This is a genomic window from Pseudomonas putida (assembly GCF_001941965.1).
Lineage (GTDB): Bacteria > Pseudomonadota > Gammaproteobacteria > Pseudomonadales > Pseudomonadaceae > Aquipseudomonas > Aquipseudomonas putida_L.
Map to the genome: position 1 here is coordinate 195,842 of NZ_MKZO01000079.1, position 23,122 is coordinate 218,963.

Annotated in this window: 22 protein-coding genes; 10 read left to right on the forward strand and 12 right to left on the reverse strand. The window is 64.1% G+C overall.

From position 1 onward, the window contains the following. Nucleotides 1–59 precede the first annotated feature (59 nt). The 6 genes from ercA (at nt 60) to PSEMO_RS32125 (ending at nt 6,473) form a co-directional block, all read left to right on the forward strand. Nucleotides 60–1,223 (forward strand): alcohol dehydrogenase-like regulatory protein ErcA, encoded by a 1,164-nt coding sequence (gene ercA / locus PSEMO_RS32100; RefSeq protein ID WP_075806876.1) that lies wholly within the window; start codon nt 60–62, stop codon nt 1,221–1,223. Beyond that, complete coding sequence (locus tag PSEMO_RS32105) at nt 1,207–2,874, forward strand: PAS domain-containing hybrid sensor histidine kinase/response regulator (protein WP_075806877.1); 1,668 nt, start codon at nt 1,207–1,209, stop codon at nt 2,872–2,874. The genes ercA and PSEMO_RS32105 overlap by 17 nt, the downstream gene beginning before the upstream one ends. 255 nt (nt 2,875–3,129) lie before the next feature. Further along, entirely contained in the window at nt 3,130–3,534 is a 405-nt protein-coding gene (locus PSEMO_RS32110) for a TraR/DksA family transcriptional regulator (RefSeq protein WP_075806878.1), read from the forward strand. 561 nt (nt 3,535–4,095) lie between these two features. Next, on the forward strand, nt 4,096–5,319 hold the full coding sequence (locus PSEMO_RS32115; protein WP_372239157.1) for a methyl-accepting chemotaxis protein: 1,224 nt from the start codon (nt 4,096–4,098) through the stop codon (nt 5,317–5,319). Between the two features lie 495 nt (nt 5,320–5,814). Beyond that, the gene (locus PSEMO_RS32120) at nt 5,815–6,282 is read left to right on the forward strand and encodes a hypothetical protein (protein ID WP_075806880.1); all 468 of its coding nucleotides are present in this window, start codon (nt 5,815–5,817) and stop codon (nt 6,280–6,282) included. Continuing rightward, on the forward strand, nt 6,279–6,473 hold the full coding sequence (locus PSEMO_RS32125; RefSeq protein WP_075806881.1) for a hypothetical protein: 195 nt from the start codon (nt 6,279–6,281) through the stop codon (nt 6,471–6,473). Before PSEMO_RS32120 ends, PSEMO_RS32125 begins: the two co-directional genes overlap by 4 nt. Before the next feature lie 6 nt (nt 6,474–6,479). Here the strand turns inward: PSEMO_RS32125 and PSEMO_RS32130 are convergent, their stop codons facing one another. The 7 genes from PSEMO_RS32130 to PSEMO_RS32160 form a co-directional block, all read right to left on the reverse strand. Further along, nucleotides 6,480–6,836, reverse strand: a complete 357-nt coding sequence (locus tag PSEMO_RS32130; protein ID WP_075806882.1) for a Na+/H+ antiporter subunit G — start codon at nt 6,834–6,836, stop codon at nt 6,480–6,482. Beyond that, nucleotides 6,833–7,111 (reverse strand): K+/H+ antiporter subunit F, encoded by a 279-nt coding sequence (locus PSEMO_RS32135; RefSeq protein WP_075806883.1) that lies wholly within the window; start codon nt 7,109–7,111, stop codon nt 6,833–6,835. Before PSEMO_RS32135 ends, PSEMO_RS32130 begins: the two co-directional genes overlap by 4 nt. Then, entirely contained in the window at nt 7,108–7,596 is a 489-nt protein-coding gene (locus tag PSEMO_RS32140) for a Na+/H+ antiporter subunit E (RefSeq protein WP_075806884.1), read from the reverse strand. Before PSEMO_RS32140 ends, PSEMO_RS32135 begins: the two co-directional genes overlap by 4 nt. Beyond that, nucleotides 7,593–9,275: a monovalent cation/H+ antiporter subunit D gene (locus PSEMO_RS32145; RefSeq protein WP_075806885.1), complete on the reverse strand. Its 1,683-nt coding sequence runs from the start codon at nt 9,273–9,275 to the stop codon at nt 7,593–7,595. Before PSEMO_RS32145 ends, PSEMO_RS32140 begins: the two co-directional genes overlap by 4 nt. Further along, on the reverse strand, nt 9,272–9,616 hold the full coding sequence (locus PSEMO_RS32150) for a Na+/H+ antiporter subunit C (protein WP_042128349.1): 345 nt from the start codon (nt 9,614–9,616) through the stop codon (nt 9,272–9,274). The genes PSEMO_RS32145 and PSEMO_RS32150 overlap by 4 nt, the downstream gene beginning before the upstream one ends. Then, the gene (locus PSEMO_RS32155) at nt 9,616–12,528 is read right to left on the reverse strand and encodes a monovalent cation/H+ antiporter subunit A (RefSeq protein WP_075806886.1); all 2,913 of its coding nucleotides are present in this window, start codon (nt 12,526–12,528) and stop codon (nt 9,616–9,618) included. The genes PSEMO_RS32150 and PSEMO_RS32155 overlap by 1 nt, the downstream gene beginning before the upstream one ends. A 146-nt stretch (nt 12,529–12,674) precedes the next feature. Further along, entirely contained in the window at nt 12,675–13,619 is a 945-nt protein-coding gene (locus tag PSEMO_RS32160) for a DMT family transporter (protein ID WP_075806887.1), read from the reverse strand. Nucleotides 13,620–13,707: 88 nt separating this feature from the next. On the opposite strand from PSEMO_RS32160, the gene PSEMO_RS32165 reads away from it, so the two are divergent. Continuing rightward, nucleotides 13,708–14,268, forward strand: a complete 561-nt coding sequence (locus PSEMO_RS32165) for a helix-turn-helix domain-containing protein (RefSeq protein WP_075806888.1) — start codon at nt 13,708–13,710, stop codon at nt 14,266–14,268. A gap of 1 nt (nt 14,269) precedes the next feature. Here the strand turns inward: PSEMO_RS32165 and PSEMO_RS32170 are convergent, their stop codons facing one another. Then, nucleotides 14,270–14,818, reverse strand: coding sequence for a cysteine hydrolase family protein (locus tag PSEMO_RS32170; protein WP_075806889.1), 549 nt, complete (start codon nt 14,816–14,818; stop codon nt 14,270–14,272). Nucleotides 14,819–14,925: 107 nt separating this feature from the next. On the opposite strand from PSEMO_RS32170, the gene PSEMO_RS32175 reads away from it, so the two are divergent. Beyond that, nucleotides 14,926–15,900 (forward strand): GlxA family transcriptional regulator, encoded by a 975-nt coding sequence (locus PSEMO_RS32175; RefSeq protein WP_075806890.1) that lies wholly within the window; start codon nt 14,926–14,928, stop codon nt 15,898–15,900. 84 nt (nt 15,901–15,984) lie between these two features. Here the strand turns inward: PSEMO_RS32175 and PSEMO_RS32180 are convergent, their stop codons facing one another. Together PSEMO_RS32180 and PSEMO_RS32185 are read right to left on the reverse strand one after the other, a co-directional pair. Then, nucleotides 15,985–16,755 (reverse strand): alpha/beta hydrolase family protein, encoded by a 771-nt coding sequence (locus PSEMO_RS32180; RefSeq protein ID WP_075806891.1) that lies wholly within the window; start codon nt 16,753–16,755, stop codon nt 15,985–15,987. Further along, nucleotides 16,742–17,842, reverse strand: a complete 1,101-nt coding sequence (locus tag PSEMO_RS32185; RefSeq protein ID WP_075806892.1) for a DUF3182 family protein — start codon at nt 17,840–17,842, stop codon at nt 16,742–16,744. The genes PSEMO_RS32180 and PSEMO_RS32185 overlap by 14 nt, the downstream gene beginning before the upstream one ends. A 205-nt stretch (nt 17,843–18,047) precedes the next feature. Between PSEMO_RS32185 and PSEMO_RS32190 the strand changes: the two genes are divergently transcribed. Further along, nucleotides 18,048–19,208, forward strand: a complete 1,161-nt coding sequence (locus PSEMO_RS32190) for a cysteine desulfurase family protein (RefSeq protein WP_075806893.1) — start codon at nt 18,048–18,050, stop codon at nt 19,206–19,208. A gap of 58 nt (nt 19,209–19,266) precedes the next feature. Continuing rightward, on the forward strand, nt 19,267–21,078 hold the full coding sequence (locus PSEMO_RS32195; protein ID WP_075806894.1) for an aminopeptidase P family protein: 1,812 nt from the start codon (nt 19,267–19,269) through the stop codon (nt 21,076–21,078). Nucleotides 21,079–21,114: 36 nt separating this feature from the next. On the opposite strand, the gene PSEMO_RS32200 is transcribed toward PSEMO_RS32195, so the two are convergent. Then, nucleotides 21,115–21,396, reverse strand: coding sequence for a hypothetical protein (locus PSEMO_RS32200; RefSeq protein ID WP_075806895.1), 282 nt, complete (start codon nt 21,394–21,396; stop codon nt 21,115–21,117). A 177-nt stretch (nt 21,397–21,573) separates the two neighbouring features. Further along, nucleotides 21,574–22,461 (reverse strand): threonine/homoserine exporter RhtA, encoded by an 888-nt coding sequence (rhtA, locus tag PSEMO_RS32205; RefSeq protein ID WP_075806896.1) that lies wholly within the window; start codon nt 22,459–22,461, stop codon nt 21,574–21,576. Nucleotides 22,462–23,122 lie beyond the last annotated feature (661 nt).

Genomic DNA, 23,122 nt, shown 5'->3' on the forward strand with positions numbered 1-23,122 from the left:
TGCCTTACCCCCTGTTTGCTTTAGGCTGGCGCTAACTTAAAACAACAAGAAGGCGTTGCATGAGCCCGAATCTGAGCCAGTTGCGCAAGTTCGTCTCCCCCGAAATCATCTTTGGTGCCGGCTGCCGCCATCACGTCGCCAACTACGCCCGTACCTTCGGTGCACGCAAGGTCCTGCTGGTCAGTGACCCCGGCGTCATCGCCGCCGGCTGGGTCGCCGACGTGGAAGCCAGCCTGCAAGCCCAGGGCATCGACTACGTGCTGTACAGCCAGGTCTCGCCCAACCCGCGGGTCGAAGAGGTGATGGACGGTGCCGAGCGCTATCGGGCCGAGCAGTGCGATGTGATCGTCGCCGTCGGCGGCGGCAGCCCGATGGATTGCGCCAAGGGCATCGGCATCGTGGTCGCCCATGGCCGGCATATCCTCGAATTCGAAGGGGTCGACACCATCCGCGTGCCGAGCCCGCCGCTGATCCTGATCCCGACCACCGCCGGCACCTCGGCGGATGTCTCGCAGTTCGTGATCATTTCCAACCAGCAGGAACGGATGAAGTTCTCCATCGTCAGCAAGGCGGTGGTGCCCGATGTGTCGCTGATCGACCCGGAAACCACCCTGAGCATGGACCCGTTCCTCTCCGCCTGTACCGGCATCGATGCGCTGGTGCACGCCATCGAGGCGTTCGTGTCCACCGGCCACGGCCCGCTGACCGATACCCATGCCCTGGAAGCCATGCGCCTGATCAATGGCAATCTGGTGCAGATGATCGCCAATCCGTCGAATATCGCCCTGCGCGAGTCGATCATGCTCGGCAGCATGCAGGCCGGGCTGGCCTTCTCCAATGCGATCCTGGGTGCGGTGCATGCCATGTCCCACAGCCTCGGCGGCTTCCTCGACCTGCCCCACGGCCTGTGCAATGCGGTGCTGGTCGAGCATGTGGTGGCGTTCAACTACAGTGCCGCGCCGGAGCGCTTCAAGGTGATCGCCGAGACCTTTGGCATCGATTGCCGCGGGCTCAACCACAACCAGATCCGCCAGCGCCTGGTCGAGCACCTGATCGCCTTCAAGCATGCCGTGGGCTTCCACGAGACCCTTGGCCTGCACGGGGTCAGCGGCAGCGATATCCCGTTCCTTTCGCAACATGCCATGGACGACCCGTGCATCCTCACCAACCCCCGTGCCTCGAGCCAGCGTGATGTCGAGGTGGTCTATGGCGAGGCCCTCTGACCCGGGCAACGACGCCCTGGCCGGGCTGCTCGGGCTGAGCAACCACACGGTGCGCAAGAGTCACTATCCGGAGCTGGCGGCACGCCTGGACGAGCTGGAAACCGAGCGCAACCGCTACACCTGGCTGTTCGAGCATGCGGTGCACGGGATTTTCCAGGCCAGCCTGGAAGACGGCCTGCGCGCCGCCAACCCGGCCATGGCGCGGATGCTCGGTTATGCCGATCCGCAGCAGTTGCTGCTGGCCCGCACCGACCTGGCCGGGCACCTGTTCATCGGTGGCGAAGCCGAGTTGATGAGCATCGCCGAGGAACTGCAGCGCGAGCGCGCCTTGCTCGGCTACGAGACCCAATTGCAGCGCAAGGACGGCACGGCCATCGATGTGCTGATGAACCTGCTGCTGCGTCCGGACGAGGAGGGCGTGGTGGAAGGCTTTGTCGCCGATATCACCGAGCGCAAGCTCAGCCAGGAACGCCTGCAACAGATGAACGACGAGCTGGAGCAGCGCGTCGCCGAACGCACCAACCAGCTGATCGAGGCCCGCGACGCGGCCCAGGCCGCCAACCGCAGCAAGGACAAGTACCTGGCCGCCGCCAGTCATGACCTGCTGCAACCGCTGAACGCCGCGCGCCTGCTGATCTCGACCCTGCGCGAGCGCAGCCTGCCGGTCGCCGAGCAGTTGCTGGTGGAGCGGGCGCACCAGGCGCTGGAGGGCGCCGAGGACCTGCTCACCGATCTGCTGGATATCTCTCGCCTCGACCAGGCGGCAATCAAGCCGGACCTCGACCTTTATCACCTCGACGAACTGCTCGGCCCGCTGGCTTCGGAGTTCCAGCCGGTGGCCGAGGCGGCCGGGCTGAACCTGCGGGTGCGCAGCGGCGCGTTGATGATTCGCAGCGACATCCGCCTGCTGACGCGGATCCTGCGCAACTTCATCAGCAACGCCTGCCGCTACACCGAGCGCGGCGGCATCCTGCTCGGTGCGCGGCGGCGCGGGCAGATGCTGCGCCTGGAAGTCTGGGACAGCGGCCGGGGCATCGCCGCCGACCGGCTGGAATCGATCTTTCTCGAATTCAATCAGCTGGATGTCGGCCGCGCCGCCGATCGCAAGGGCGTTGGCCTGGGGCTGGCGATCGTCGAACGGATCGCGCGGATTCTCGAATGCCAGGTGCGCGTGCGTTCCTGGCCGGGGCGCGGCTCGGTGTTCAGCATCGATGTACCGCTGTCACGGGAGGCGCCGCGTCCGGTGGTCGCACCCGGGGTGCCGCTGCCGGCCCTGGGCGATCCGTTGCCGGGTCGGCGCCTGTTGGTACTGGACAACGAGACGGCGATTCTCGACAGCATGGCCGCTCTGCTCGGCCAGTGGGGCTGCGAAGTGCTGACCGCCACCGACCGTGACGCGGCGCTCCAGGTTCTGCAGGGCAGGGCGCCGGAGCTGGTCCTGGCGGACTTCCACCTCGACCATGGTGTAACCGGATGTGAAGTGGTGCGCGACCTGCGCAAGCATTTCGGCGTGGCCATTCCGGCGGTGATGATCACCGCCGACCGCAGTGACCAGAGCCGCCGGGCCATGCAGCGCCTGGGTGCGCCCTTGCTCAACAAGCCGGTAAAACCGGGCAAGTTGCGCGCGGTGCTCAGTCAATTGCTCGGATGAGCGGGCGTTGCCGTGCTTCACGCCCGCAATGGTTTTTTGCTATAAACGCTGCCCTCGCACCATGCTTGCCGGGGATAAGGGGCTTTTCGGACAAAACCGCAGTCATTTCTGTTGCCCGTCCCGAGGCTCGGCCTTAGACTGCCGCCCCCCGTAAATTGAGTACCGGCTGGTGCTTGAAGAATTCCGCTGCTGGCGACCGGTTCGCCGCGGCACTCGATTCGTCTAAATGCACGTACATTTTTATTAGAGATATCAATGACAAAGGAAAAGTTGCTGGCCATGCCGGCCGATGACTACATGAACGCCGAGCAACAGGCTTTCTTCTCCGATCTGCTCAAGCAGATGAAGGTGGAAACCCAAGAGCGCATCGAGCAGAGCCGTGTAACCATCGAAAGCCTGGACTCGCCTGCCGATCCTGCCGATGCCGCCTCGGTCGAAGAAGAGCGCCACTGGCTGGTCAACGCCATCGAGCGTGACCAGCGTCTGCTGCCGCAACTGGAAATGGCCCTGGGCCGTATCGCCGACGACAGCTTCGGCTGGTGCGACGACAGCGGCGAGCCGATCGGCCTCAAGCGTCTGCTGATCAGCCCGACCACCAAGTACTGCATCGAAGCGCAGGAGCGTCACGAGCAGCTGGACAAGCATCTGCGCCAGGTCTGATCGACTGCTGCAACACGAAAGCCCCGGGCCCTGTGCCCGGGGCTTTCGTTTTCGCGCGCGCGAAAAACGGCTCACTGTTGTCCTGTATCAAGGCTGGAACGGCTTACGCCGAAGGAAGCATGGCTAATGGCGTTGTAGTGGCGTTTAATGACGCAACAATAACAACGGGGAGCCACAGTCATGATGCGAGAAGGATCTCTGCCAGCCGGGCTGGCACACGCGGACCCGTCGCCCAGGGTCGCCCGCGCCTGGTCCGGCGTGGTGCTGCAGAGCCTGGTGCTGGTGGTGCTGCTGGCGGCCATGGCCTTTGCCGGCCTGTCGTTCTGGTTCTGCCTGCCGCTGGCGCTGCTGGTGCTGTGGCTGCCCCATGTGTTGAGCCGGCCACGGCCTGAGCCGGTGGCGGTGCACGACCCGCTGACCGAACTGACCCGCGACCTGGCCCAGGTCACCAGCCATAACGCCCTGTCGGCCGCCGGTGTGGCCTATTCGGTCAAGCAACTGGCGGACAAGCTGCAATCCCAGTTGTCCTCGGCGGCGCAGATCGTCACCAGCGCCGAAGTCATGATCGGCACCGAGAAAGTCACCTCCCAGCTCAGCCGCGAGGCTCTGGTCGCTGCCCAGCAGGCCCACGAAAGCAGCGCGGCCGGCCGTTCGGTGCTGGCCGACTCGATCCAGCTCATGCACCAGCTCAGCTCCCGGGCCAATCAAAGCCGCGAGCTCATCGAGGCGCTGCACCAGCGCAGCGAGGACATCGCCCGGGTCACCCTGGTGATCCAGGCCATCGCCAGCCAGACCAACCTGCTGGCGCTCAATGCCGCTATCGAAGCGGCCCGGGCCGGCGAGCACGGGCGTGGTTTCGCGGTGGTCGCCGACGAGGTGCGGGGTCTGGCCGGGCGGACTGCCAGCGCTACCGAGGAAGTCGGTGTGATGGTTGCCGACATCCAGCAGCGTACCGCCCAGGTGGTGGAGCAGATTCGTACGCTCTCGGATGACCTGCACAGCGGTGTCGGCCAGGTCGAGCACACCGGCGAGCAACTGGACAGCATCGCCGGGCTCGCGGCGGAGGTAGAGCAGCAGATCACCGAGATCGCCGGCGGTACCGAAACCACCCGGACCCAGCTCGACAGCCTGTTCCAGGCGGTGGAGCAGATGCGTGGCGACCTGGCCATCAGCGACCAGCAGACCCAGCGCCTGGCCCAGGCGGCGGTGCAGATGGAAGGGCAGGCGGAGAACATCAGCGAGCGCCTGGCCGAGGTCGGCCTGGACGAGTATCACCAGCGCATCTTCGACCTGGCCCTGCTGGGCGCGCAACAGATTGCCGAGCGCTTCGAAGCCGACATCCGCGACGGGCGGATCAGCCATGACGACCTCTTCGACCGTCAGTACCAGTTGCTGCCGGGCACCCGTCCGGCGCGCTACCGTACCCGTTTCGACCACTACACCGACCAGGTGCTGCCGGGTATCCAGGAGCCGCTGCTGCGTGAGCATGAAGGGCTGATCTATGTGATCGCCTGCACCCAGCAGGGCTATGTGCCGACCCACAACAACGCCTTCAACCAGGCCTTGACCGGCGACGAAGCCACGGATACCGCGCACAACCGTAGCAAGCGCAAGTTCGACGACCGCACCGGTATCCGCTGCGGCAGCCATCAGCAGCGGGTGCTGCTGCAGACCTATACCCGCGACACTGGAGAGCTGATGCATGACCTGTCGGTGCCGATCAAGGTGGACGGGCGGCATTGGGGTGGGCTGCGGTTGGGGTATCGGCCGGAGAAGATGATCTAGGAGGCCGGGCTTCAAGCTTTAAGCTTCAAGCTGCAAGAGAAGAGCCGCGGCGCTGCTGGTGGCTCTTTTTCCTATCTGGAGAGTGGAAGCTCCAAACCCGAAGCGACGCTGACTGCTTTTTCTTATAGCTTGAAGCTTAAAGCTTGAAGCTCAAAAACCCTCGACGGGTTTCCGTGTTTTCGTGCATATTCCCACCCCTGTGCGGTGAGCCATCTGCTTCCCGACGCAACGAGGCTATCCTTCACTGATCGCCTCGCGCCGCGAGGGAGCGGTGAAACAGGGAATTTTCACCGCGCAATGTCGGTCTGACGTTCGCTAATTAGCCATTCTCTGGCATGGGAAAGTGCTCTTTCCTACACGGCGTGACGCCTCCGGGCCGCTACTTATTGGTTCCAACTCATTAGTCTTTCGCACTTCGATTTAACGAAGTACGGCATGCCCGTGGGACATTTTCGTCACGGGCGTCAGTGTGATCCCGTTTTGAGGAATTTTCATTTGGCAGTCAGCAATCTGGATATGCACGCCCTGTTCGTGCTGGGCGATCTTCGCGGCAAACTGGTCAAGCAGTTCCAGGCGCCGTTCGTGTACATCACCGAGCAAAGCCCCGACGGTCTTTACATGGCTGAAGTCGAGACGGCGGATGTGCTGGTGGTGGATGACAAGCAGCGCCTGGAATTGAAAGTCGGCGACCACTTCCGTGCGGCCGTCCTGCCGAGCCGTGAAGGGGGCAAGTTCGAAATCCGTTTCCGCGACATCAAGCAGACCATCTACGGCCTGGGCGAGTACGCCTTCGTCAGCACCCCGGAAGGCGAAGGCATCGTGTTTCGTGAAGGTCGCGCGGTGATGATGGTGTTCGCCGCGCAAGAGCGCATCAGCGAAGGCCTGTCCAAGACCCTCAAGGCCGCCACGGCCAAGGTCGCGAAATGGCGCAAGGGCGAGCTGACCTTTAAGGCCAGCGAGTGAGCGGTCGCCGCGAATTCCATGAACGCCACCAGGCCCGCGCCGAAGAACAGGCGCGGCAGTGGCTGGCGCGACGTGACGAATTGCAGGGGCAGTGGCTGGCCTGGGTCGCCGGGCAGCTCTATCAGCTCGAACCCGCGGAATACGCGGCCATGGTCAGGCGCGAGCTGCAACGCCTGAGCGAAGGGCAATGACGCTGTTCAGTCCTGCTCGCGACTGCTGACCTCGCCCGGCACGTCATCGCCAGCCATGCGCTTGCGGAACAGCGCGGTGCGGGCCAGCAGCAGGGTGGTCACCGGCACGGTGATCGACAGCAGGATCGGAATCAGCCAGGCATGCAGCACCGGTGTTTCCTTCAAGCCCGAGAAGTACAGGATCGAGGCCAGCGCCACGCACCAGGCGCCGAGGGTCGAGGCCAGGGCCGGCGGGTGCATGCGCTGGAAAAAGTCCTTCAGGCGCAGGATGCCGATGGCCCCGGTGAGGGCGAACAGGCTGCTGGTCAGGATCAGCGCCGCGACGACGATTTCCAGCCAGAACGGCAATACCGGAGCGGTCATTCGATCACCTCGCCGCGCAGAAGGAACTTGGCCAGGGCGAACGAGCCGACGAAGCCGAACAGGGCGATCAGCAGCGCGCCCTCGAAATAGGTGTCGCTGGCGTAGCGGATGCCCAGCACCAGCATCATCAGCATCCCCAGCATGTACAGGTAGTCCAGGGCCAGCACCCGGTCCTGGGCCGAGGGTCCGCGGAACACGCGGACCAGGGTCAGGGCCATGGCGATGGTGAAGATGAACAGGCTGGCGACAATCGCGTTGGCGAGCAGGCCGGTCATTCGAAGATCTCCATCAACGGGCGTTCATAGGTGTGCTTGAAGTGCTCGATGAAGCTCGCTTCGTCGTCCAGGTCGAACACATGCAGCAACAGCACGCTGCGATCCAGGGCCAGTTCCGACCACACCGTGCCGGGGATCACCGTGGTGATCATCGACAGCGCGGCCAGGCCGTGGGCGTCGCGCAGGTCCAGGGGAATGTGCACGAAGCGCGAGCGCGGCGGCTTGCGGCCCATGCGCCAGACACTGCGGAATACCTCCAGGTTGGACACCAGCACATCCAGGCCGACCCGCAGGATCAGGCGGATCACCGCCTTCGGGTTGCGGATATGCGCACTCAGCGGGCGCAGGGGCTGCATCAGCAATGGCGCGAGAATGCCCAGCAGCAGGCCGAGGATGATATTGCCCGGGCTGATCGACAGGTTGAGCACCAGCCACAGGACGAACAGGGCCAGGGAGAGCAACGGCGCTGGCAATAGTCGCTTCATGGTTGCACCTGCGCGCTTTCCAGGGTGGTCGGGCCGGGAATCGGCCGGGTGCCCAGCACCGCTTCGATGTAGACGCCCGGGTCCTTGAGGCTGGCGGCGGTGTCCTGGGTGTAGCGCATCAGCGGCTCGGCCCACAGGCTGAGGACCACGCAGAGACTGAGCAGGGCCACGATCGGCACGCATTCATACATCCGCAGCAGTGGTGACGGGCGCTCCTCGGGTTTCCAGAAGCGCTGCACCCCCAGGCGTACCAGGGCGATCAGCGAGGCCATACCGGAAAGCACCAGCAGCGCCAGCAGGGCCCAGCCGCTGGCCGACAACGGCGCTTCGGCGGGCACGCCCATGCCCAGCGGATTGAACAGCGCGGTGATCAGGCTGAACTTGCCGACGAAGCCCGACAGCGGCGGCATGCCGATGATCAGCAGGGCGCAGGCGATGAAGCTGAAACCGAGGAAGGCCATGGTCCAGGGAATGATCTGCCCGACCACGGCCTTCTGTTCGTCATCGAGGTTGATGCCCTTGGGCGGCTGCAGTGATTCCAGCGGCGAGGGCAGCGCGTCGGCATCCTCGTCCAGCGGCAGCTCGTTGGCCGAACGCGAACGCTCGATCAGTTCGGCGAGGAGGAACAGCGCACACAGGGCCAGGGTCGAGCTGACCATGTAGAACAGCGCCGCCGAGGTCAGCGGCGTCTGGCCGAAGCCGATGGCCGCCAGCAGGGTCCCGGCGGAGACCAGGATGCTCAGGCTGGCCATGCGCTCCAGGCGCTGGGCGGCGAGGATCGACACCGCCGCGCAGGCCAGCGTGGCGAGTCCGCCGTACACCAGCCACTGCCCGCCGAAGAATGCCGAGGCCCCGGCCTGCCCGGAGAACAGCAAGGTCCACAGGCGCAGCACGGTATAGAAACCGACCTTGGTCATGATCGCGAACAGCGCCGCCACCGGCGCGCTGGCCGAGGAGTAGGCCGGGACCAGCCAGAAATTCAGCGGCCAGATGCCCGCCTTGGCCAGGAAGGCGATGGCCAGGATCGCCGCACCGGCGTGCAGCAGGCCGCGATCGGCCTCGGGCACCAGCGGAATCTTCATCGCCAGGTCGGCCATGTTCAGGGTGCCGGTCACGCCATAGAGCATGGCCGCGCCAATCAGGAACAGCGACGAGGCGAACAGGTTGATGGCGATGTAATGCAGGCCGGCCTTGACCCGCGAGCGGCCCGAGCCGTGCAGCAGCAGGCCGTAGGACGCCGCCAGCAACACCTCGAAGAACACGAACAGGTTGAACAGGTCGCCGGTGAGGAAAGCGCCGTACAGGCCCATCAACTGGATCTGGAACAGCGCATGGAAGCTGGCGCCGGCGCGGTCCCAGCGGGCCAGGGCGAAGAGCAGGGCGCTGGTGCCGACGATGCCGGTCAGCACCAGCATCAGCGCGGACAGGCGGTCGAGCACCAGGACGATGCCGAACGGCGCCGCCCAGTTGCCCGGCAGGTAGACCCCGATGGAAGTGGCCTGGCCCTGGTCCTTGACCCACAGCAGCAGGGTGATGGCGATGCCCAGCCCGGTGAGGGTCGAGAGCAGGTTGATGCGTGCCTTCAGCGGCCGGCGCTTCTCCCCGAGCAACAGCAGCAGGGCCGCGGTCAGCAGCGGCAGGAGGATCGGTGCGACGATCAGTTGTTGCATCCCGCTCATTCCTGGGGCTCCCGTCCGTCAACATGGTCGGTGCCGGTGAAGCCCCGGGAGGCCAGCAGCACCACGAGGAACAGCGCGGTCATGGCGAAGCTGATGACGATGGCGGTGAGCACCAGGGCCTGGGGCAGCGGGTCGGTGTAGTTGAGCAGGTCCTGGGGCACGCCGTCCTTGATGATCGGCTCCTTGCCGATGAACAGGCTGCCCATGCTGAAGATGAACAGGTTGACCCCGTAGGACAGCAGGCACAGGCCCATGATCACCTGGTAGGTCCGTGGCCGGAGGATCAGCCAGACCCCGGAGGCGGCGAGAACGCCGATGGCGATCGCGATGACTTCTTCCATCAGGCGGCTCCCTCTGCGGTGGTGGATTTCGGTTGTGGGCGGTGCGCACGCACCGACTGGTGGGCGAGGGCGGTGAGGATCAGCAGGGTCGAGCCGACCACCACGGTGAACACGCCGATATCGAAGAACAGCGCACTGGCGATATGCAGGTCACCCAGCAGCGGCAAGTGCAGGTGCGCGGTGTGGGTGGTGAGGAACGGATAACCGAAGAGCAGCGCGCCGACCCCGGTCAGGGTCGCGCAGAGCAGCCCGGTGCCCATCCAGCGCAGCGGCCGCAGGCTCATCTGCGCCTCGACCCACTGGGTCCCGGCAACCATGTACTGGAGGATGAAGGCCACCGACATCACCAGCCCGGCGACGAAACCGCCGCCCGGCTGGTTATGACCGCGCATGAACAGGTACATCGACACCAGCATGGCCATCGGCAGCACCAGGCGGGCGAGCACGGCCGGGACCATCATGAAGCCCAGGGCGGTGTCCTCGGCATGGCGCGGGTTGACCAGGTCGGTGACCATGTCCGGCGCCAGCGAGCGCTGCTGGGCCGGCAACTGGATACTCTCGCGCGGCGGACGGAAGCGCCGCAGCAGGGCGAACACCGCCAGGGCCACGGCCACCAGTACGGTGATTTCGCCGAGGGTATCGAAGCCGCGGAAGTCCACCAGCATCACGTTGACCACGTTGGTCCCACCGCCTTCCGGCAGGGCGCGGCTCAGGTAGAAGGACGAGATGAAGTTGGGTGTCGGCCGGGTCAGCATGGCGTAGGACAGCACCGCCATGCCGCCACCCACCCCGACCGCCAGGACCAGGTCGCGCAAGCGGCGCAGACGCGCCCGCTCCTGGGAGCCGGCCAGCGGCGAGACACCTTCGATCCGCCGTGGCAGCCAGCGCAGGCCGAGGAGGATCAGCACCGTGGTGACCACTTCCACCACCAGTTGGGTCAGGGCCAGGTCCGGGGCGGAGAACCAGACGAAGGTGATGCAGGTCATCAGGCCGCAGACGCCGACCATGATCAGTGCCGCGAGACGGTGGTACTTGGCTTGCCAGGCAGCGCCGATGGCGCAGGCAATGGCGATCACCCAAAGCATCACGAACACCCCGGAGCCCGGGATCTTCGGGCGGTTGCCCCAGCTCAGGCCGTGGGCCAGCAGTGGCAGCATGCCGGCGACCAGCGCAGCGAGGACCAGCATGAACAACTGCTTCTGCAGACGGCGGGTGGTGAAGATTCGCTCGATGGTCCGCGCCGTGCGCATCAGGATTACCTGGCCACGCTCGAACAGGCGCTTGCCGTTGAAGCGCTCGATCACCGGTGGATAGCTGAAGCGACCGTGCTGGAACTGCTTGCGCAGCGCCAGGTACAGGAGAATGCCGCCGCACATGGCGATCAGGCTCATGATCAACGGCGCGTTCCAGCCGTGCCAGACCGCCAGGCTGTATTCCGGCAGCTCACCGCCGACTACCGGCAGCGCGGCGGCGGCCAGCAGCGGGCCGACCGACTGCGCCGGGAAAATGCCCACCACCAGGCAGGTCAGCACCAGCAGCTCGACTGGCGCACGCATCCAGCGTGGCGGTTCGTGCGGGGTGTGCGGCAGGTCGGTGGCGGTCGGGCCGAAGAACACGTCCACGGTGAAGCGCAAGGCATAGGCGACGCTGAAGGTCCCGGCCAAGGTAGCGATGACCGGCAGGGTGGCTTCGACCCAGGCGGTGGAACTGATGAATACGGTTTCGGCGAAGAACATTTCCTTGGACAGGAAGCCGTTCATCAACGGCACGCCGGCCATCGAGGCGCTGGCCACCATGGCCAGGGTCGCGGTGAACGGGATCAGGCGGAACAGCCCGCTGAGCCTGCGGATATCACGGGTGCCGCTTTCGTGGTCGATGATCCCCGCCGCCATGAACAGCGAAGCCTTGAAAGTGGCGTGGTTGAGGATATGGAACACCGCCGCCACGGCGGCCAGCGGGCTGTTCAGGCCGAGCAGCAGGGTGATCAGGCCCAGGTGGCTGATGGTGGAGTAGGCCAGCAGGCCCTTGAGGTCGTTCTGGAACATCGCCGCGTAGGCGCCGAGCAGCAGGGTGCAGGCGCCGGCGCCGCCGACGATCCAGAACCACTCCTCGGTGCCGGAGAGCACCGGCCAGAAGCGCGCCAGCAGGAACACCCCGGCCTTGACCATGGTCGCCGAGTGCAGGTAGGCCGAGACCGGAGTGGGCGCCGCCATCGCATGGGGCAACCAGAAGTGGAAGGGGAATTGCGCGCTCTTGGTCAGCGCGCCGAGCAGGATCAGGGGCAGGAGGACGGGATACAGGGCGTGGCCACGGATGACATCGCCGGCAGCCAGGACCTTGTCCAGGTCGTAGCTGCCGACCACATGGCCGAGCAGGATCACCCCGGCCAGCAGGCACAGGCCACCGGCTCCGGTCACCATCAGCGCCATGTAGGCGCCACGGCGGGCGTCGGCGCGATGGTGCCAGTAGCCGATCAGCAGGAAGGAGAACAGGCTGGTCAGTTCCCAGAAGAACACGATCTGGATCAGGTTGCCGGAGATCACCAGCCCGAGCATCGCGCCCATGAAGGCCAGGAAGAAGGCGAAGAAGCGCGGGACCGGGTCCTGCGGCGACATGTAGTAGCGCGCATACAGCGACACCAGGGTACCGATGCCCAGCACCAGCAGGGAGAACAGCCAGGCAAAGCCGTCCATGCGCAGGATGATGTTGAGTCCCATGCTCGGCAGCCAGAGGATCTCCTCGCGGATCACCCCGCCATCGGCAATCTGCGGATACAGCATGGCCACCTGCACCGTGCCGATCAGGGCAACGATGCCGGCCAGCAGCGACTCCGAGTTGCGTGCGTTGTGCGGCAGCAAACCGGCCACACAGCTCCCGACGAATGGCAGAAGCAGTAGAACTATCAAGGACATAGATATCTAATCTGCGGAAATTTGCAGGGAATCATACGTGCCGGTCCGGTGATCACCAACCGCCAAGCTGTGACATGACCCTACAAGAATTGTAAGAAAAAGCTTTTTTCTTATAACAGTTTCCGCAAGACGAGCGCGCTGTTTCCCTACAGTCCGGTATCAGCTTCCTTCTCGTCGGCGGCACTTGTCACCGGCTTTTCTTCCTTGCGTGCGATCTTCAGTTCGCTGACGATCACCGCGATCACGATCAGCAAACCGCCCAGCAGGGCCACGCCTGGCAAACGCTCACCGGCGATACGTCCGACAATCCCGGCCCAGACCGGTTCACCCGCGTAGATCAGCGTAGCGCGGGTTGGCGAAACCGACTTCTGCGCCCAGTTCATCGCGACCTGGATCACCGCGCTCATGGCCCCCAGGCCAATGGCGGCGCCGAGCAGCAGCCAGGAGAAGTCCGGCAGGCGTTCCTGGGTCGGCACCACCAGCATGAACGACAGGGCCGAGGCGGTGGCCAGTTGCACCACGGTGACCCGCCGCACGTCCACGCTGCCGGCATAGTTGCCGATCAGGATGATCTCCGCGGCGATGGCCACGGCGCTGATCAGGGTGGCAATTTCCCCAGGGCTGAAATGCACCGCGCCACCGCTGGGGCCGGCCAGCAGCATCAGGCCGGTGAAGGCCAGGGCGATACCGATGCTCGGCATCAGGCCGGGGCGACGGCCCAGCACCAGCCATTGCAGGATCGGCACGAAGGGCACGTAGAGCGCGGTGATGAAGGCCGACTGGCTGCTGCTGATGGTTTGCAGGCCCACGGTTTGCAGGCCGTAACCCAGCATGATCGAGACGCCGATCAGCACCCCGGCCTTTAGCTCGCGCAGGGTCAGACCTGGCAGCGAGCGGAAGCAGAAGAGTCCGACGAAGAATGCGGCGGCGGCGAAGCGCAGGCCGACGAAGAACATCGGGCCGCTGACGGTCATCACCTTGTGCACGATCAGGAAGGTGCCTCCCCAGAGCATGGTGATGAACACCAGCACCAGTTCCGCCTTGCTCAGGCGGAAAGTGACGGGAGGACGGGCGGGGCTATCGGTAGTCATGGCTTGCACACGGAAGTGAGGGCGCCGCACAATGCGCGCGGCAAAAGTGGGCAGTATACTGCGCAAATTATCGTCGGTGAGTACTTCAGTGGATAAAGATTCCAATCGCGCCCCGGTGCTCCAGCATGTCAGCCAGAACGTGCGGCGCCTGCGCAACGATGCGGGCCTGAGCCAAAGTGCCCTGGCAGAGAGCTCCGGGGTCAGCCGGCGGATGCTGGTGGCGATCGAAGCGGGGGAAAAGAATGTCAGCCTGTCGACCCTCGACCTGATTGCCGAAGCCCTGGGCGTGGCCTTCAGCGACCTGATCAAGGCCCCGGACAATCGTGATTCTAGTCGTATCAACGAACTGGCCTGGGCCGGTGAGCACCCCGGCAGCAAGGCGGTGTTGCTGGCCAGCAGCCCGGCGCGGCGCGAGGTGGAGTTGTGGGAGTGGCGCCTGGAGCCCGGCGAGTTCTATAAGACCAATGCCGACCCGGAGGGCTTCAGCGAGCAGGTGTTCGTCTTCGAGGGCAGCCTGACCCTGCTGATCGATGGCGAAGCGCGGGTGCTGGCCGCCGGCGAATTCTTCACCTATGCCAGCAACCGCACCCATGGTTATCGCAACGATGGCGCAGTGGCCACGCGCTTCGTGCGCAACGTGGTGATCTGACTCAGGCGGCCAGCCATTCTTCGGTGGAAATGACCTGGGCATAGGCGAACGCCAGCGAGGCCATGTACGCCGCATGGGCCTGGGCGGCCGGCACGTTCACGCCGTTGAATTCCAGGTCGCGGGTGGCACAGGCATCGTGCAGGACCTTGACCGTGTAGCCGAGGTCGGCGGCGGCCCGCACGGCGGCGTCGATGCACATATGACTCATGCTGCCGACCACTGTCAGTTCGCTGACCCGCTGTTGTTCCAGCAGGCTGAGCAGCGGGGTGTCGAGGAAGGCGTTGACCTTGTGCTTGAGCACGACCGCTTCGTTGTCCCGGGGTGCCAGTTTCGAATGGATCTGCGCACCTTGCGAGCCGGGCGCGAAGAAGGGCGCCTCGGCGGACTCGAACTCATGCTTGACGTGGATCACCAGGTCGCCCCGCGCCCGTGCGGCGGCCAGGGCCTTTGCCGCGTTGTCGGCTGCGGCGTCGGCATTGACCAGGGTCCATTTGCCGCCGGGGAAGTAGTCGTTCTGGATATCGATGATGACCAGGGCCTTTGTGCTCATGCGGTTTCCTCTTTTCGGAGAGTGGTGACGTTGTGGCAGATAGTTATAGGCTTGCCTGGCGCGGCTGCGGATTGGCGCGACCGACAAATTGACGGGAAAAACTGACAATGAGCCGTGACGGCGAAATCATCGAGATCGGCATCCTGGTCTATCCCGGGGCACAGATGGCGGCGGTGTACGGGCTGACCGACCTGTTCAGCGTGGCCAATCGCCTGGCTGCCGACCTTGGCCTGGCGCAGCGGGCGCCGCTGCGGGTCTGTCACTGGCAGGAAGACCCGCAGGGTGTATTGGCGGTGACTCAGGACAGTCATAGCCTGGCCAGCTTTCAGCCGCGGGTGATGATCGTTCCGCCAAGCCTGACCCAGGAGCCGACGGCCGAATTGCTGGAGCGCTATCGCCAGCAGTTGTGCACCTGGCATGGCGACGGGGCCATGCTGGTGTCGGTGTGTGTCGGGGTGTTCTTCATCGCCGCCAGCGGTGTGCTGGACGGGCGTTCGGCGACCACCCACTGGAATTTCGCCCAGTCCCTGGCCGAGCGCTTTCCGCAGGTGCGGGTCGAGGCCAACCTGCCGCTGCTCGAGGACGGCGATGTTATGACCAGCGCTGGCTTGATGGCCTGGACCGAGGTGGGGCTGAAGCTGGTGGAGCGTTTTCTCGGGCAGACCCTGGCGACCGAGACGGCGCGCTTTCTTGCAGTCGAGCCGGTGCAGGTAAAACCGGCGGGCAGCAGTTTCAGTCCGCGCCTGGACCATGGCGATGAAGCGGTGCTCAAGGTGCAGCACTGGTTGCAGAGCACCGGGGCGCGGGAGGTGAGCGTTGCGGTGATGGCTGAATGCGCCGGGCTGGAGGAACGCACCTTCCTGCGACGGTTTCGCAGTGCCACCGGATTGAAGCCGACCGAGTATTGCCAGCAGGTGCGGGTAGGGCGGGCGTGCCGGATGCTGGAGTTCACCCGCCGCAGCATCGACCAGATCGCCTGGGGCGTTGGCTATCAGGACCCGGGTGCGTTTCGCAAGGTATTCCACAAGGTGACCGGGCTGGCGCCGAGTGACTACCGGCGGCAGGTGACCGGGCAAGCATGATGTCGTTCTCTCGGGCCTGCACATAACCCGGTGGGAGCCGGCATTGCCGGCGATGAGGCCATCAGCAACACAATCAACCCTGAATCAGGAATACCAGGGCGAATGATGCGGATACCGATCCAGCCGCGCCCCGATCACCATCTCGCTGACCCACGCCGTCAGCAACGCACTGTAGGCCTTCTGGCTGCGGTCACTGGACAACGCATGATCCGCCCCGTCGACGATCCGGTGGGTCAGCGAGTGGGCACAGACGAACGCCGAGCGATAACTCATCAGCGTCGTGTGTGGCACATAGTCATCGGTTTCCGACTCCACCAGCAGCACATCCCCGGCGAATTCCGCGCAAGCGGCCAGGGCCCGGTTGTCGCCGGGGCCGAGGGTCATCAAGCGGTACTGTGACAGGCGCTGGCGGTCCAGCGCCTGTTTGGGCAGGCTCCATTCATCGTCCCAGTACAGTGCCGGGACCCGCAGTGCCAGCCACTTCACTGGCCGCTGACGGGTCAGCAGGGTGGCGAGATAGCCGCCATAGCTGCTGCCGATCACGGCGATCGAGCTGGTATCCACCGCCGGATGCCCCACCAGCTTGTCGTAGGCGGCCAGCAGGTCGGCGAGGTTCTGCTCGCGGGTCACGCTGCGCCGCTGGCTTTCGGTCTTTTCATGGCCGCGCAGGTCGAAGGTCATGCACACGCAGCCCAACCCGGTGATGTGCTTGGCCCGGGCCAGGTCGCGCTGCTGGCTGCCGCCCCAGCCATGCACGAACAGAATCCCGGGCACCTTGGGACTGGGGCTGAGCAGCGTGCCGGCGATGCTTTCGCCGTCGACCAGAATGTCGAGGCTTTCGCTATGGATGGTCATAGTCGCGGATCCTCGCGTATTTGCAGATTCGTCCGACTTCACGGTCGTCCCCCTGGTAGAAAAGGGTGGCGTCGGCGGGCAGTGCAGCGTCGCCGAACACTTCGTGGGTGGAGGCGCGGACACGTCGCAGCGCCGGGTCCCCGGCGAAGGCGCGCAGGGCCAGGAGTTCGGCGCTGCTGGCGCCGCCGATGCGCCAGGATTGTTCGAGCACGCCACTGCGCAGGTGTCCGGCGGCGGTCATTCCGCGCGCCACGTCATAGTTGCGCCGGGAGGCGAGGAAGCCGGGAAAGCTGGCGATGGCGGCGTCCTCGTAGGTTCGCGCCTGAGTGATGGCCAGGCGCAAGGGATCTTCCAGATCGAGTTGCAGCAATTGATCGTAATCACCGCGCACCAGCACCAGGTCGGAGCCGCCGTAGACCGACTCGCCCTGGTGGTCCCGGGTGCAGTGCTGCACGCCGTAGTAACTGCAGGTGATCCCCGCGACCAGGGCCTGGCCGACACTGAAGGTCTCCACGTCCGTGAGGTTTTCTTCGAGCACCAGGCCCCAGATGGCCAGTTCGTTGCTGTCCAGCTGATCCAATTCACTGTCCAGTTCGGCCGCGCTGCTGATCACCTTCTGCCCGCGCCCGGCGGTGGCCCGCACCGGCTTGAGCCGCAGCGGACCATCGCGCAACAACAACGCGGCGGCGCTCCGGGCATCGGCGATGCTGAACACGGTGTAGCCCTTGAGCAGGGCAGCACTGGCATGCCGGGCGAACGCGTCGGTCCAGCCGTTGGGAAATTGCGCGCCGGCGGGCAGCGGATGGGAGATGGCCTTGGTCGCCATGTAGGGATGGGGTACCAGGCCGCCGAAGAAGTCTTCGACCGAGCGGATGCCCAACTGCTGTTGCCGCCGGGGATCGACCAGGGTCGAGGTCGGCAGGTAATACGGATCGTCGTCGTCCGTGGGTGCAGCGATCACCTCGGTATGGAGCAGGGCGGCGAGGTGCTCGGCCAGCTTGCGATGCACGGAACGTTCATGTTCGGGCGTGCTGTCCCGGGTATCGAGCAACAGCACGCCGTGCTTGCGGTCGGTGCGGCGGGGCATGGGCGGATGCTCCATCAGCAGGGTTATCTGTTCTGAAGCGCTGGAAGGCCGGGAAGTTCACTGGCGGTTTCGCAAAAGAAATATAGGTTATATAAATATGAAAATTGATAATTATTGGTTCTATGTCGTTTTGCGGCACTATCAGGTTCAGGATTCGGAGGGCGTGCTGCTTTCCGGGGCGACAACTGCCAGAGAGCCTTGAACCATGGAAAATCTGCCGCTGTATTTCGACTATGCCGCCACGACGCCTGTCGACGAGCGTGTCATCGAGGTGATGGTCAAGTGCCTGGGTACGGCCGGCACCTTTGGCAACCCGGCCTCCAGTTCCCATCGCTACGGCCAGCAGGCCCGCGAGGCGGTGGAGTTGGCGCGTGCCCAGGTAGCGGCGCTGGTCGGCGCACGGCCCGGGCAAGTGGTGTGGACATCCGGGGCGACCGAGTCGAACAACCTTGCCCTCAAGGGAGTGGCCCAGGGACGCCGCGGTGGTCACATCATCACCAGCCAGATCGAGCACAAGGCCGTGCTGGATACCGCGCGACAGTTGCAGGGCAGCGGTTTCGCGGTCACCTACCTGGCCCCGGATGCCCGCGGGCTGATCACCCCTGAGGCGGTGGCCGAGGCCCTGCGTCCGGATACTTTCCTGGTTTCCCTGATGCTGGTGAACAACGAGCTGGGCACCGTCAACGATGTCCGGCGCATTGGCGAGATCGTGCGCGGGCAGGGTGCATTGCTGCATGTCGATGCCGCCCAGGCGGCTGGCAAACTGGACATCGATCTGGCGCACTGGGCGGTGGACCTGGCCTCGTTTTCCGCGCACAAGGTCTACGGGCCGAAGGGCATTGGCGCGCTGTACGTGGGCGAGCGGGCGCGACCGCTGCTGCAGGCGCAGATTCATGGCGGTGGTCATGAAGGCGGGTTGCGCTCCGGAACCCTGGCGACCCACCAGATCGCGGCCATGGGCGCCGCGTTCGCCCTGGCGGCTGAAGTCCAGCAAGAAGAGCTGGATCGCATCCGATGTTTACGTGAGCGGCTTCTTACAAAATTGCGGGGAGTTTCCGGGCTTGTGGTAAACGGCAGCCTCGAGCAGTCCATTCCACACACCCTCAGCCTGACCTTCAGCGGCGATGCCCCGGACCTTTCCGAACTGGCCCGGACCCTGGCGTTTTCTTCCACGTCAGCGTGCAATTCCGGGAGCTCGGCACCATCCCATGTCCTGTTGGCGCTGGGGCATGATGCCCATCTGGCAGGGCGGACCATCCGCCTCAGCCTGGGGCGTTTCACCCGCGTGTCGGACGTTGATCAGGCGGTCGCCTCCCTCCATGCAGCGCTGCATCCCGCACCCTTCTGGGGTGTTGCCCGGGGCTGAAGCCTGCTCCATTATCAGCGGCCTGAAAGACAAGGCCGTGGTGATGAAAGGAGCAAGCATGAACAGTCAACCGACAACGCAGGAGGCGATCAGGACACGCGTGGCGCAGATGCGCCAGGTGATGCGCAACGAAGGGGTCGATGCACTGCTGGTGCCTTCCGCTGATCCCCATCTTTCCGAATACCTGCCCGGTTACTGGCAGGGGCGCAAGTGGCTTTCCGGATTCCAGGGGTCGGTCGGCACCCTGGTGCTCACCGCCGATTTCGCCGGACTGTGGGCCGATAGCCGGTATTGGGAGCAAGCGACCCAGGAACTGGCAGGCAGCGGGATCGAGCTGGTCAAGCTGCAGCCCGGGCGGCCGGGGCCGCTGGAATGGCTGGCGGACAATACCCCCGCCAACGGCACCGTGGCGGTGGATGGTGCGGTCATGGCCCTGGCCTCGACGCGGCAACTGCAGGAGCGTCTGCAGGCGCGCAATGTGCGCCTGGCGCTGGACAGGGACCTGCTCACGCAGATCTGGCCGGAGCGTCCGGTACTGCCGAGCAATCCGGTGTACGCGCATTTGCCGCCACATGCCTCGCTGGGGCGGCGCGAGAAACTGGCCTCACTGCGCCTGGCACTTGCCGAACGTGGCGCCGATTGGCATTTCCTCGCCACGCTCGATGACATCGCCTGGCTGTTCAATCTTCGTGGCAGCGATGTGTCCTTCAACCCGGTGTTCGTGTCCTTTGCCCTGGTCAGCCAGGAGGTGGCGCTGCTGTTCGTTGCCGAAAGCAAGGTGGATGCGCCACTGCGCCAGGTGCTGGCTGCCGACGGTGTCGAATTGCGTGACTACAACGCGGTTGCCGCCGGGCTCGGTGCAATAGCCGCCGGCAGTGGCCTGCTGCTGGATCCGGCCAAGGTCACCAGTGGCTTGCTGGCCCATTTGCGCGAGGGTGTGCGGTTGGTGGAAGGCATCAATCCCACGACCCTGGCCAAATCGCGCAAGAGTGATGCCGATCTGGCGCATATCCGACGGACCATGGAGCAGGATGGCGCCGCGCTGTGCGAGTTCTTTGCGTGGTTCGAGGCCGCCCAGGGACGCGAAGTGGTGAGCGAGGTCGATGTCGATGTGCAACTGACGGCTGCGCGGGCGCGCCGTCCGGACTTCGTCTGCCTGAGCTTCGCCACCATCGCGGCGTTCAATGCCAACGGCGCAATGCCGCACTACCACGCTACGCCTGCGTCGTACTCGAACATCGAAGGCGATGGCCTGCTGCTGATCGACTCCGGCGGGCAGTATCTGGGAGGGACCACGGACATCACTCGCATGGTGCCGATCGGCACACCGAGCCGTGAACAGAAACGGGATTGCACCCGGGTGCTCAAGGGCATGATCGCCCTGTCGCGAGCGAAGTTTCCCCGGGGCATTCCTTCGCCCCTGCTCGATGCCATCGCGCGTGCGCCGCTCTGGTCGGAACAGGTGGATTACGGGCACGGCACCGGCCATGGCGTCGGTTACTTCATGAACGTCCACGAAGGGCCGCAAAGCATCGCCTACCAGGCCGCCGTTACGCCTCACAGCGCGATGCAGGCCGGGATGATTACCTCCATCGAGCCCGGCACCTACAGGCCGGGTCAGTGGGGCGTGCGTATCGAGAACCTGGTGATCAACCGGGATTCGGGCAAGAGTGCGTTCGGTGATTTCCTCGAGTTCGAAACCTTGACGCTATGCCCGATCGACACCCGTTGCCTGCTGGTCGAGCTGCTTGGCAGTGAGGATGCGGCGTGGCTGGATGCCTATCACGCCGAGGTGCGTCGGCGTCTGGAGCCACTGCTGGAGGGCGCGGCCCTGGAATGGCTGGTGGAAAGAACCCGCGCAATCAGCTGACGAAAACGAGAAGGGCAACCCGCAGGTTGCCCTTTCCTATTTGCAGATGACGATCATGCTGCGGCTGGTATAGCCGGCCGGGTTGATACCGAACGGATAGTCGCCCGGCTCTTCGTCGTTGTCGCCGGATTTGGCAATGACTTTATAGCCCTTCGTCCCGCAGGAGGTTTCCGCCTTGCTGTAGCACTTGTTCCAGGAAGAGGAGAGGCCGGAGCAGTTGATGTGCAGCCCCTTCTTGCCGCGCTTGACCTGGTCCTTGGCGGTCGCGGCACAACCGGCGACTGCCAGGATAGCTAGGATGAGCAAAATTCGTTTCATTCCTGTCCTTAACGCTTGCGCGGGTCTGTGCCCGTTTTTAGTGCCCGTTGCATCGTCCTGATGCTTGTTCGTCCTTGCGTTGGGTGGAAAATTCAAAATAAAACACGGGACACAGTTAAACAGGCTGGCTCGACCCGCACAATCATTAAGCACGATTTAAATGAAAGTATTTCTCAATCAGTCTGCTGCTATTGGCGGCGGGCTGTCCTTGCGCAAGGACAAGGTGGCCCCAACCGACGCGGTGATGATCGCGCCGATGGCCAGCCATTGGGCAAGGCTCAGTACCTCGTTGAGGAATATCAGGCCACACATTGCTCCGATGGCGGGCTCGATGCTCATCAGTGTGCCGAAGGTGCGTGCCGGCAAGCGGGTCAGCGCGACCATTTCCAGGCTGTAGGGCAGTGCGGTGGAGAGGATCGCCACGCCGAGGGCGACGGGAATCAGGGCCGGGTTGAGCAGTGCGCTGCCGGCCTGGACGATGCCGATCGGCGCCACGAACAGCGCAGCGATGACAACGCCCAGGGCTGCAGTCTGGATACCGTTCTCTGCGCCGGCCTTCTGTCCATAAAGAATGTACAGCGCCCAGCAGACACCGGCACCCAGGGCAAAGCTGGCGCCCTTCAGGTCAAGACTGGCACCGGTTTCGCCGATAGGAATCAACAGCAACAGGCCGACCACCGCCAGGCCGATCCAGAGAAAGTCCACCGCGCGGCGCGAGGCGTAGAGCGCGACGGCCAAGGGGCCGGTGAATTCGAGAGCGACGGCGATACCCAGCGGGACCGTCTGCAGCGACATATAGAAGAGGAAGTTCATCCCGCCGAGGGCGGCGCCATAGATGATCACGCTCTTCAGGGCGCTCGCGCTCAGCTTGGCCCGCCATGGGCGGAGCAACAACAGCATGATCACGCTGGCGAACAGCAAGCGCAGGGTGGTGGTGCCTTCAGGGCCAACCAGGGGAAACAGGCTTTTGGCCAGCGACGCCCCGGACTGGATCGAGGCCATGGCAATAAGCAGCACGCCGACAGGGAACAGCGTGGCGGCGAGGCTGCGGGTCTGGGTCTTCATCGAGGCTGGGCGTTCCTTATATAGAAGGTGCGAAGATTCGTACCGGGTGCCTATGATGCTAAACGCCCGTGTGATTGGGCAATATAGTGCGCAGTTTTCTTTTCTGACCTGTATTTCAAATTAATGCTTGACGCCTCATTTGGTTTCTCTATAATTCGCCCCACTTCCGGCGCAGTCGGAACGGAAAACTCCTTGAGATTCAACGAGTTAGATGTTCTGGAGAGTGTAGGAAGTGCTTCGGTCTTCTCCGAAAGCGGTTGAAAAAGGTGGTTGACAGCAGGTTGTAACGCTGTAGAATTCGCCTCCCGCTAACGAGAGATCGCAGCGAGTCAAGTGTTTGAAGTTCAAAGAGAAATTCTGAAAGACTTCAAAATAAACGCTTGACAGGCTCTGAGGAAAGCGTAGAATGCGCGCCTCGGTTGAAGCGAAAGACTTCAACCACCGCTCTTTAACAACTGAATCAAGCAATTCGTGTGGGTGCTTGTGATAATGGACTGATAGTCAGAAAGATTATCAGCATCACAAGTGACTATACGAGAAATCGAAATAGTTCATTTTGAGATTGCTGAGCCAAGTTTAGGGTTTTCTCAAAACCCAAGCAGTATTAAACTGAAGAGTTTGATCATGGCTCAGATTGAACGCTGGCGGCAGGCCTAACACA

What these genes read in the sequence shown, in the direction of transcription:
- ercA (WP_075806876.1), top strand. Translation starts at nt 60, where the DNA reads ATGAGCCCGAATCTGAGCCAGTTGCGCAAGTTCGTCTCCCCCGAAATC.
- PSEMO_RS32105 (WP_075806877.1), top strand. Translation starts at nt 1,207, where the DNA reads ATGGCGAGGCCCTCTGACCCGGGCAACGACGCCCTGGCCGGGCTGCTC.
- PSEMO_RS32110 (WP_075806878.1), top strand. Translation starts at nt 3,130, where the DNA reads ATGACAAAGGAAAAGTTGCTGGCCATGCCGGCCGATGACTACATGAAC.
- PSEMO_RS32115 (WP_372239157.1), top strand. Translation starts at nt 4,096, where the DNA reads ATGATCGGCACCGAGAAAGTCACCTCCCAGCTCAGCCGCGAGGCTCTG.
- PSEMO_RS32130 (WP_075806882.1), bottom strand. Translation starts at nt 6,836, where the DNA reads ATGACCGCTCCGGTATTGCCGTTCTGGCTGGAAATCGTCGTCGCGGCG.
- PSEMO_RS32135 (WP_075806883.1), bottom strand. Translation starts at nt 7,111, where the DNA reads ATGACCGGCCTGCTCGCCAACGCGATTGTCGCCAGCCTGTTCATCTTC.
- PSEMO_RS32140 (WP_075806884.1), bottom strand. Translation starts at nt 7,596, where the DNA reads ATGAAGCGACTATTGCCAGCGCCGTTGCTCTCCCTGGCCCTGTTCGTC.
- PSEMO_RS32145 (WP_075806885.1), bottom strand. Translation starts at nt 9,275, where the DNA reads ATGAGCGGGATGCAACAACTGATCGTCGCACCGATCCTCCTGCCGCTG.
- PSEMO_RS32150 (WP_042128349.1), bottom strand. Translation starts at nt 9,616, where the DNA reads ATGGAAGAAGTCATCGCGATCGCCATCGGCGTTCTCGCCGCCTCCGGG.
- PSEMO_RS32155 (WP_075806886.1), bottom strand. Translation starts at nt 12,528, where the DNA reads ATGTCCTTGATAGTTCTACTGCTTCTGCCATTCGTCGGGAGCTGTGTG.
- PSEMO_RS32160 (WP_075806887.1), bottom strand. Translation starts at nt 13,619, where the DNA reads ATGACTACCGATAGCCCCGCCCGTCCTCCCGTCACTTTCCGCCTGAGC.
- PSEMO_RS32170 (WP_075806889.1), bottom strand. Translation starts at nt 14,818, where the DNA reads ATGAGCACAAAGGCCCTGGTCATCATCGATATCCAGAACGACTACTTC.
- PSEMO_RS32175 (WP_075806890.1), top strand. Translation starts at nt 14,926, where the DNA reads ATGAGCCGTGACGGCGAAATCATCGAGATCGGCATCCTGGTCTATCCC.
- PSEMO_RS32180 (WP_075806891.1), bottom strand. Translation starts at nt 16,755, where the DNA reads ATGACCATCCATAGCGAAAGCCTCGACATTCTGGTCGACGGCGAAAGC.
- PSEMO_RS32185 (WP_075806892.1), bottom strand. Translation starts at nt 17,842, where the DNA reads ATGCCCCGCCGCACCGACCGCAAGCACGGCGTGCTGTTGCTCGATACC.
- PSEMO_RS32190 (WP_075806893.1), top strand. Translation starts at nt 18,048, where the DNA reads ATGGAAAATCTGCCGCTGTATTTCGACTATGCCGCCACGACGCCTGTC.
- PSEMO_RS32195 (WP_075806894.1), top strand. Translation starts at nt 19,267, where the DNA reads ATGAACAGTCAACCGACAACGCAGGAGGCGATCAGGACACGCGTGGCG.
- PSEMO_RS32200 (WP_075806895.1), bottom strand. Translation starts at nt 21,396, where the DNA reads ATGAAACGAATTTTGCTCATCCTAGCTATCCTGGCAGTCGCCGGTTGT.
- rhtA (WP_075806896.1), bottom strand. Translation starts at nt 22,461, where the DNA reads ATGAAGACCCAGACCCGCAGCCTCGCCGCCACGCTGTTCCCTGTCGGC.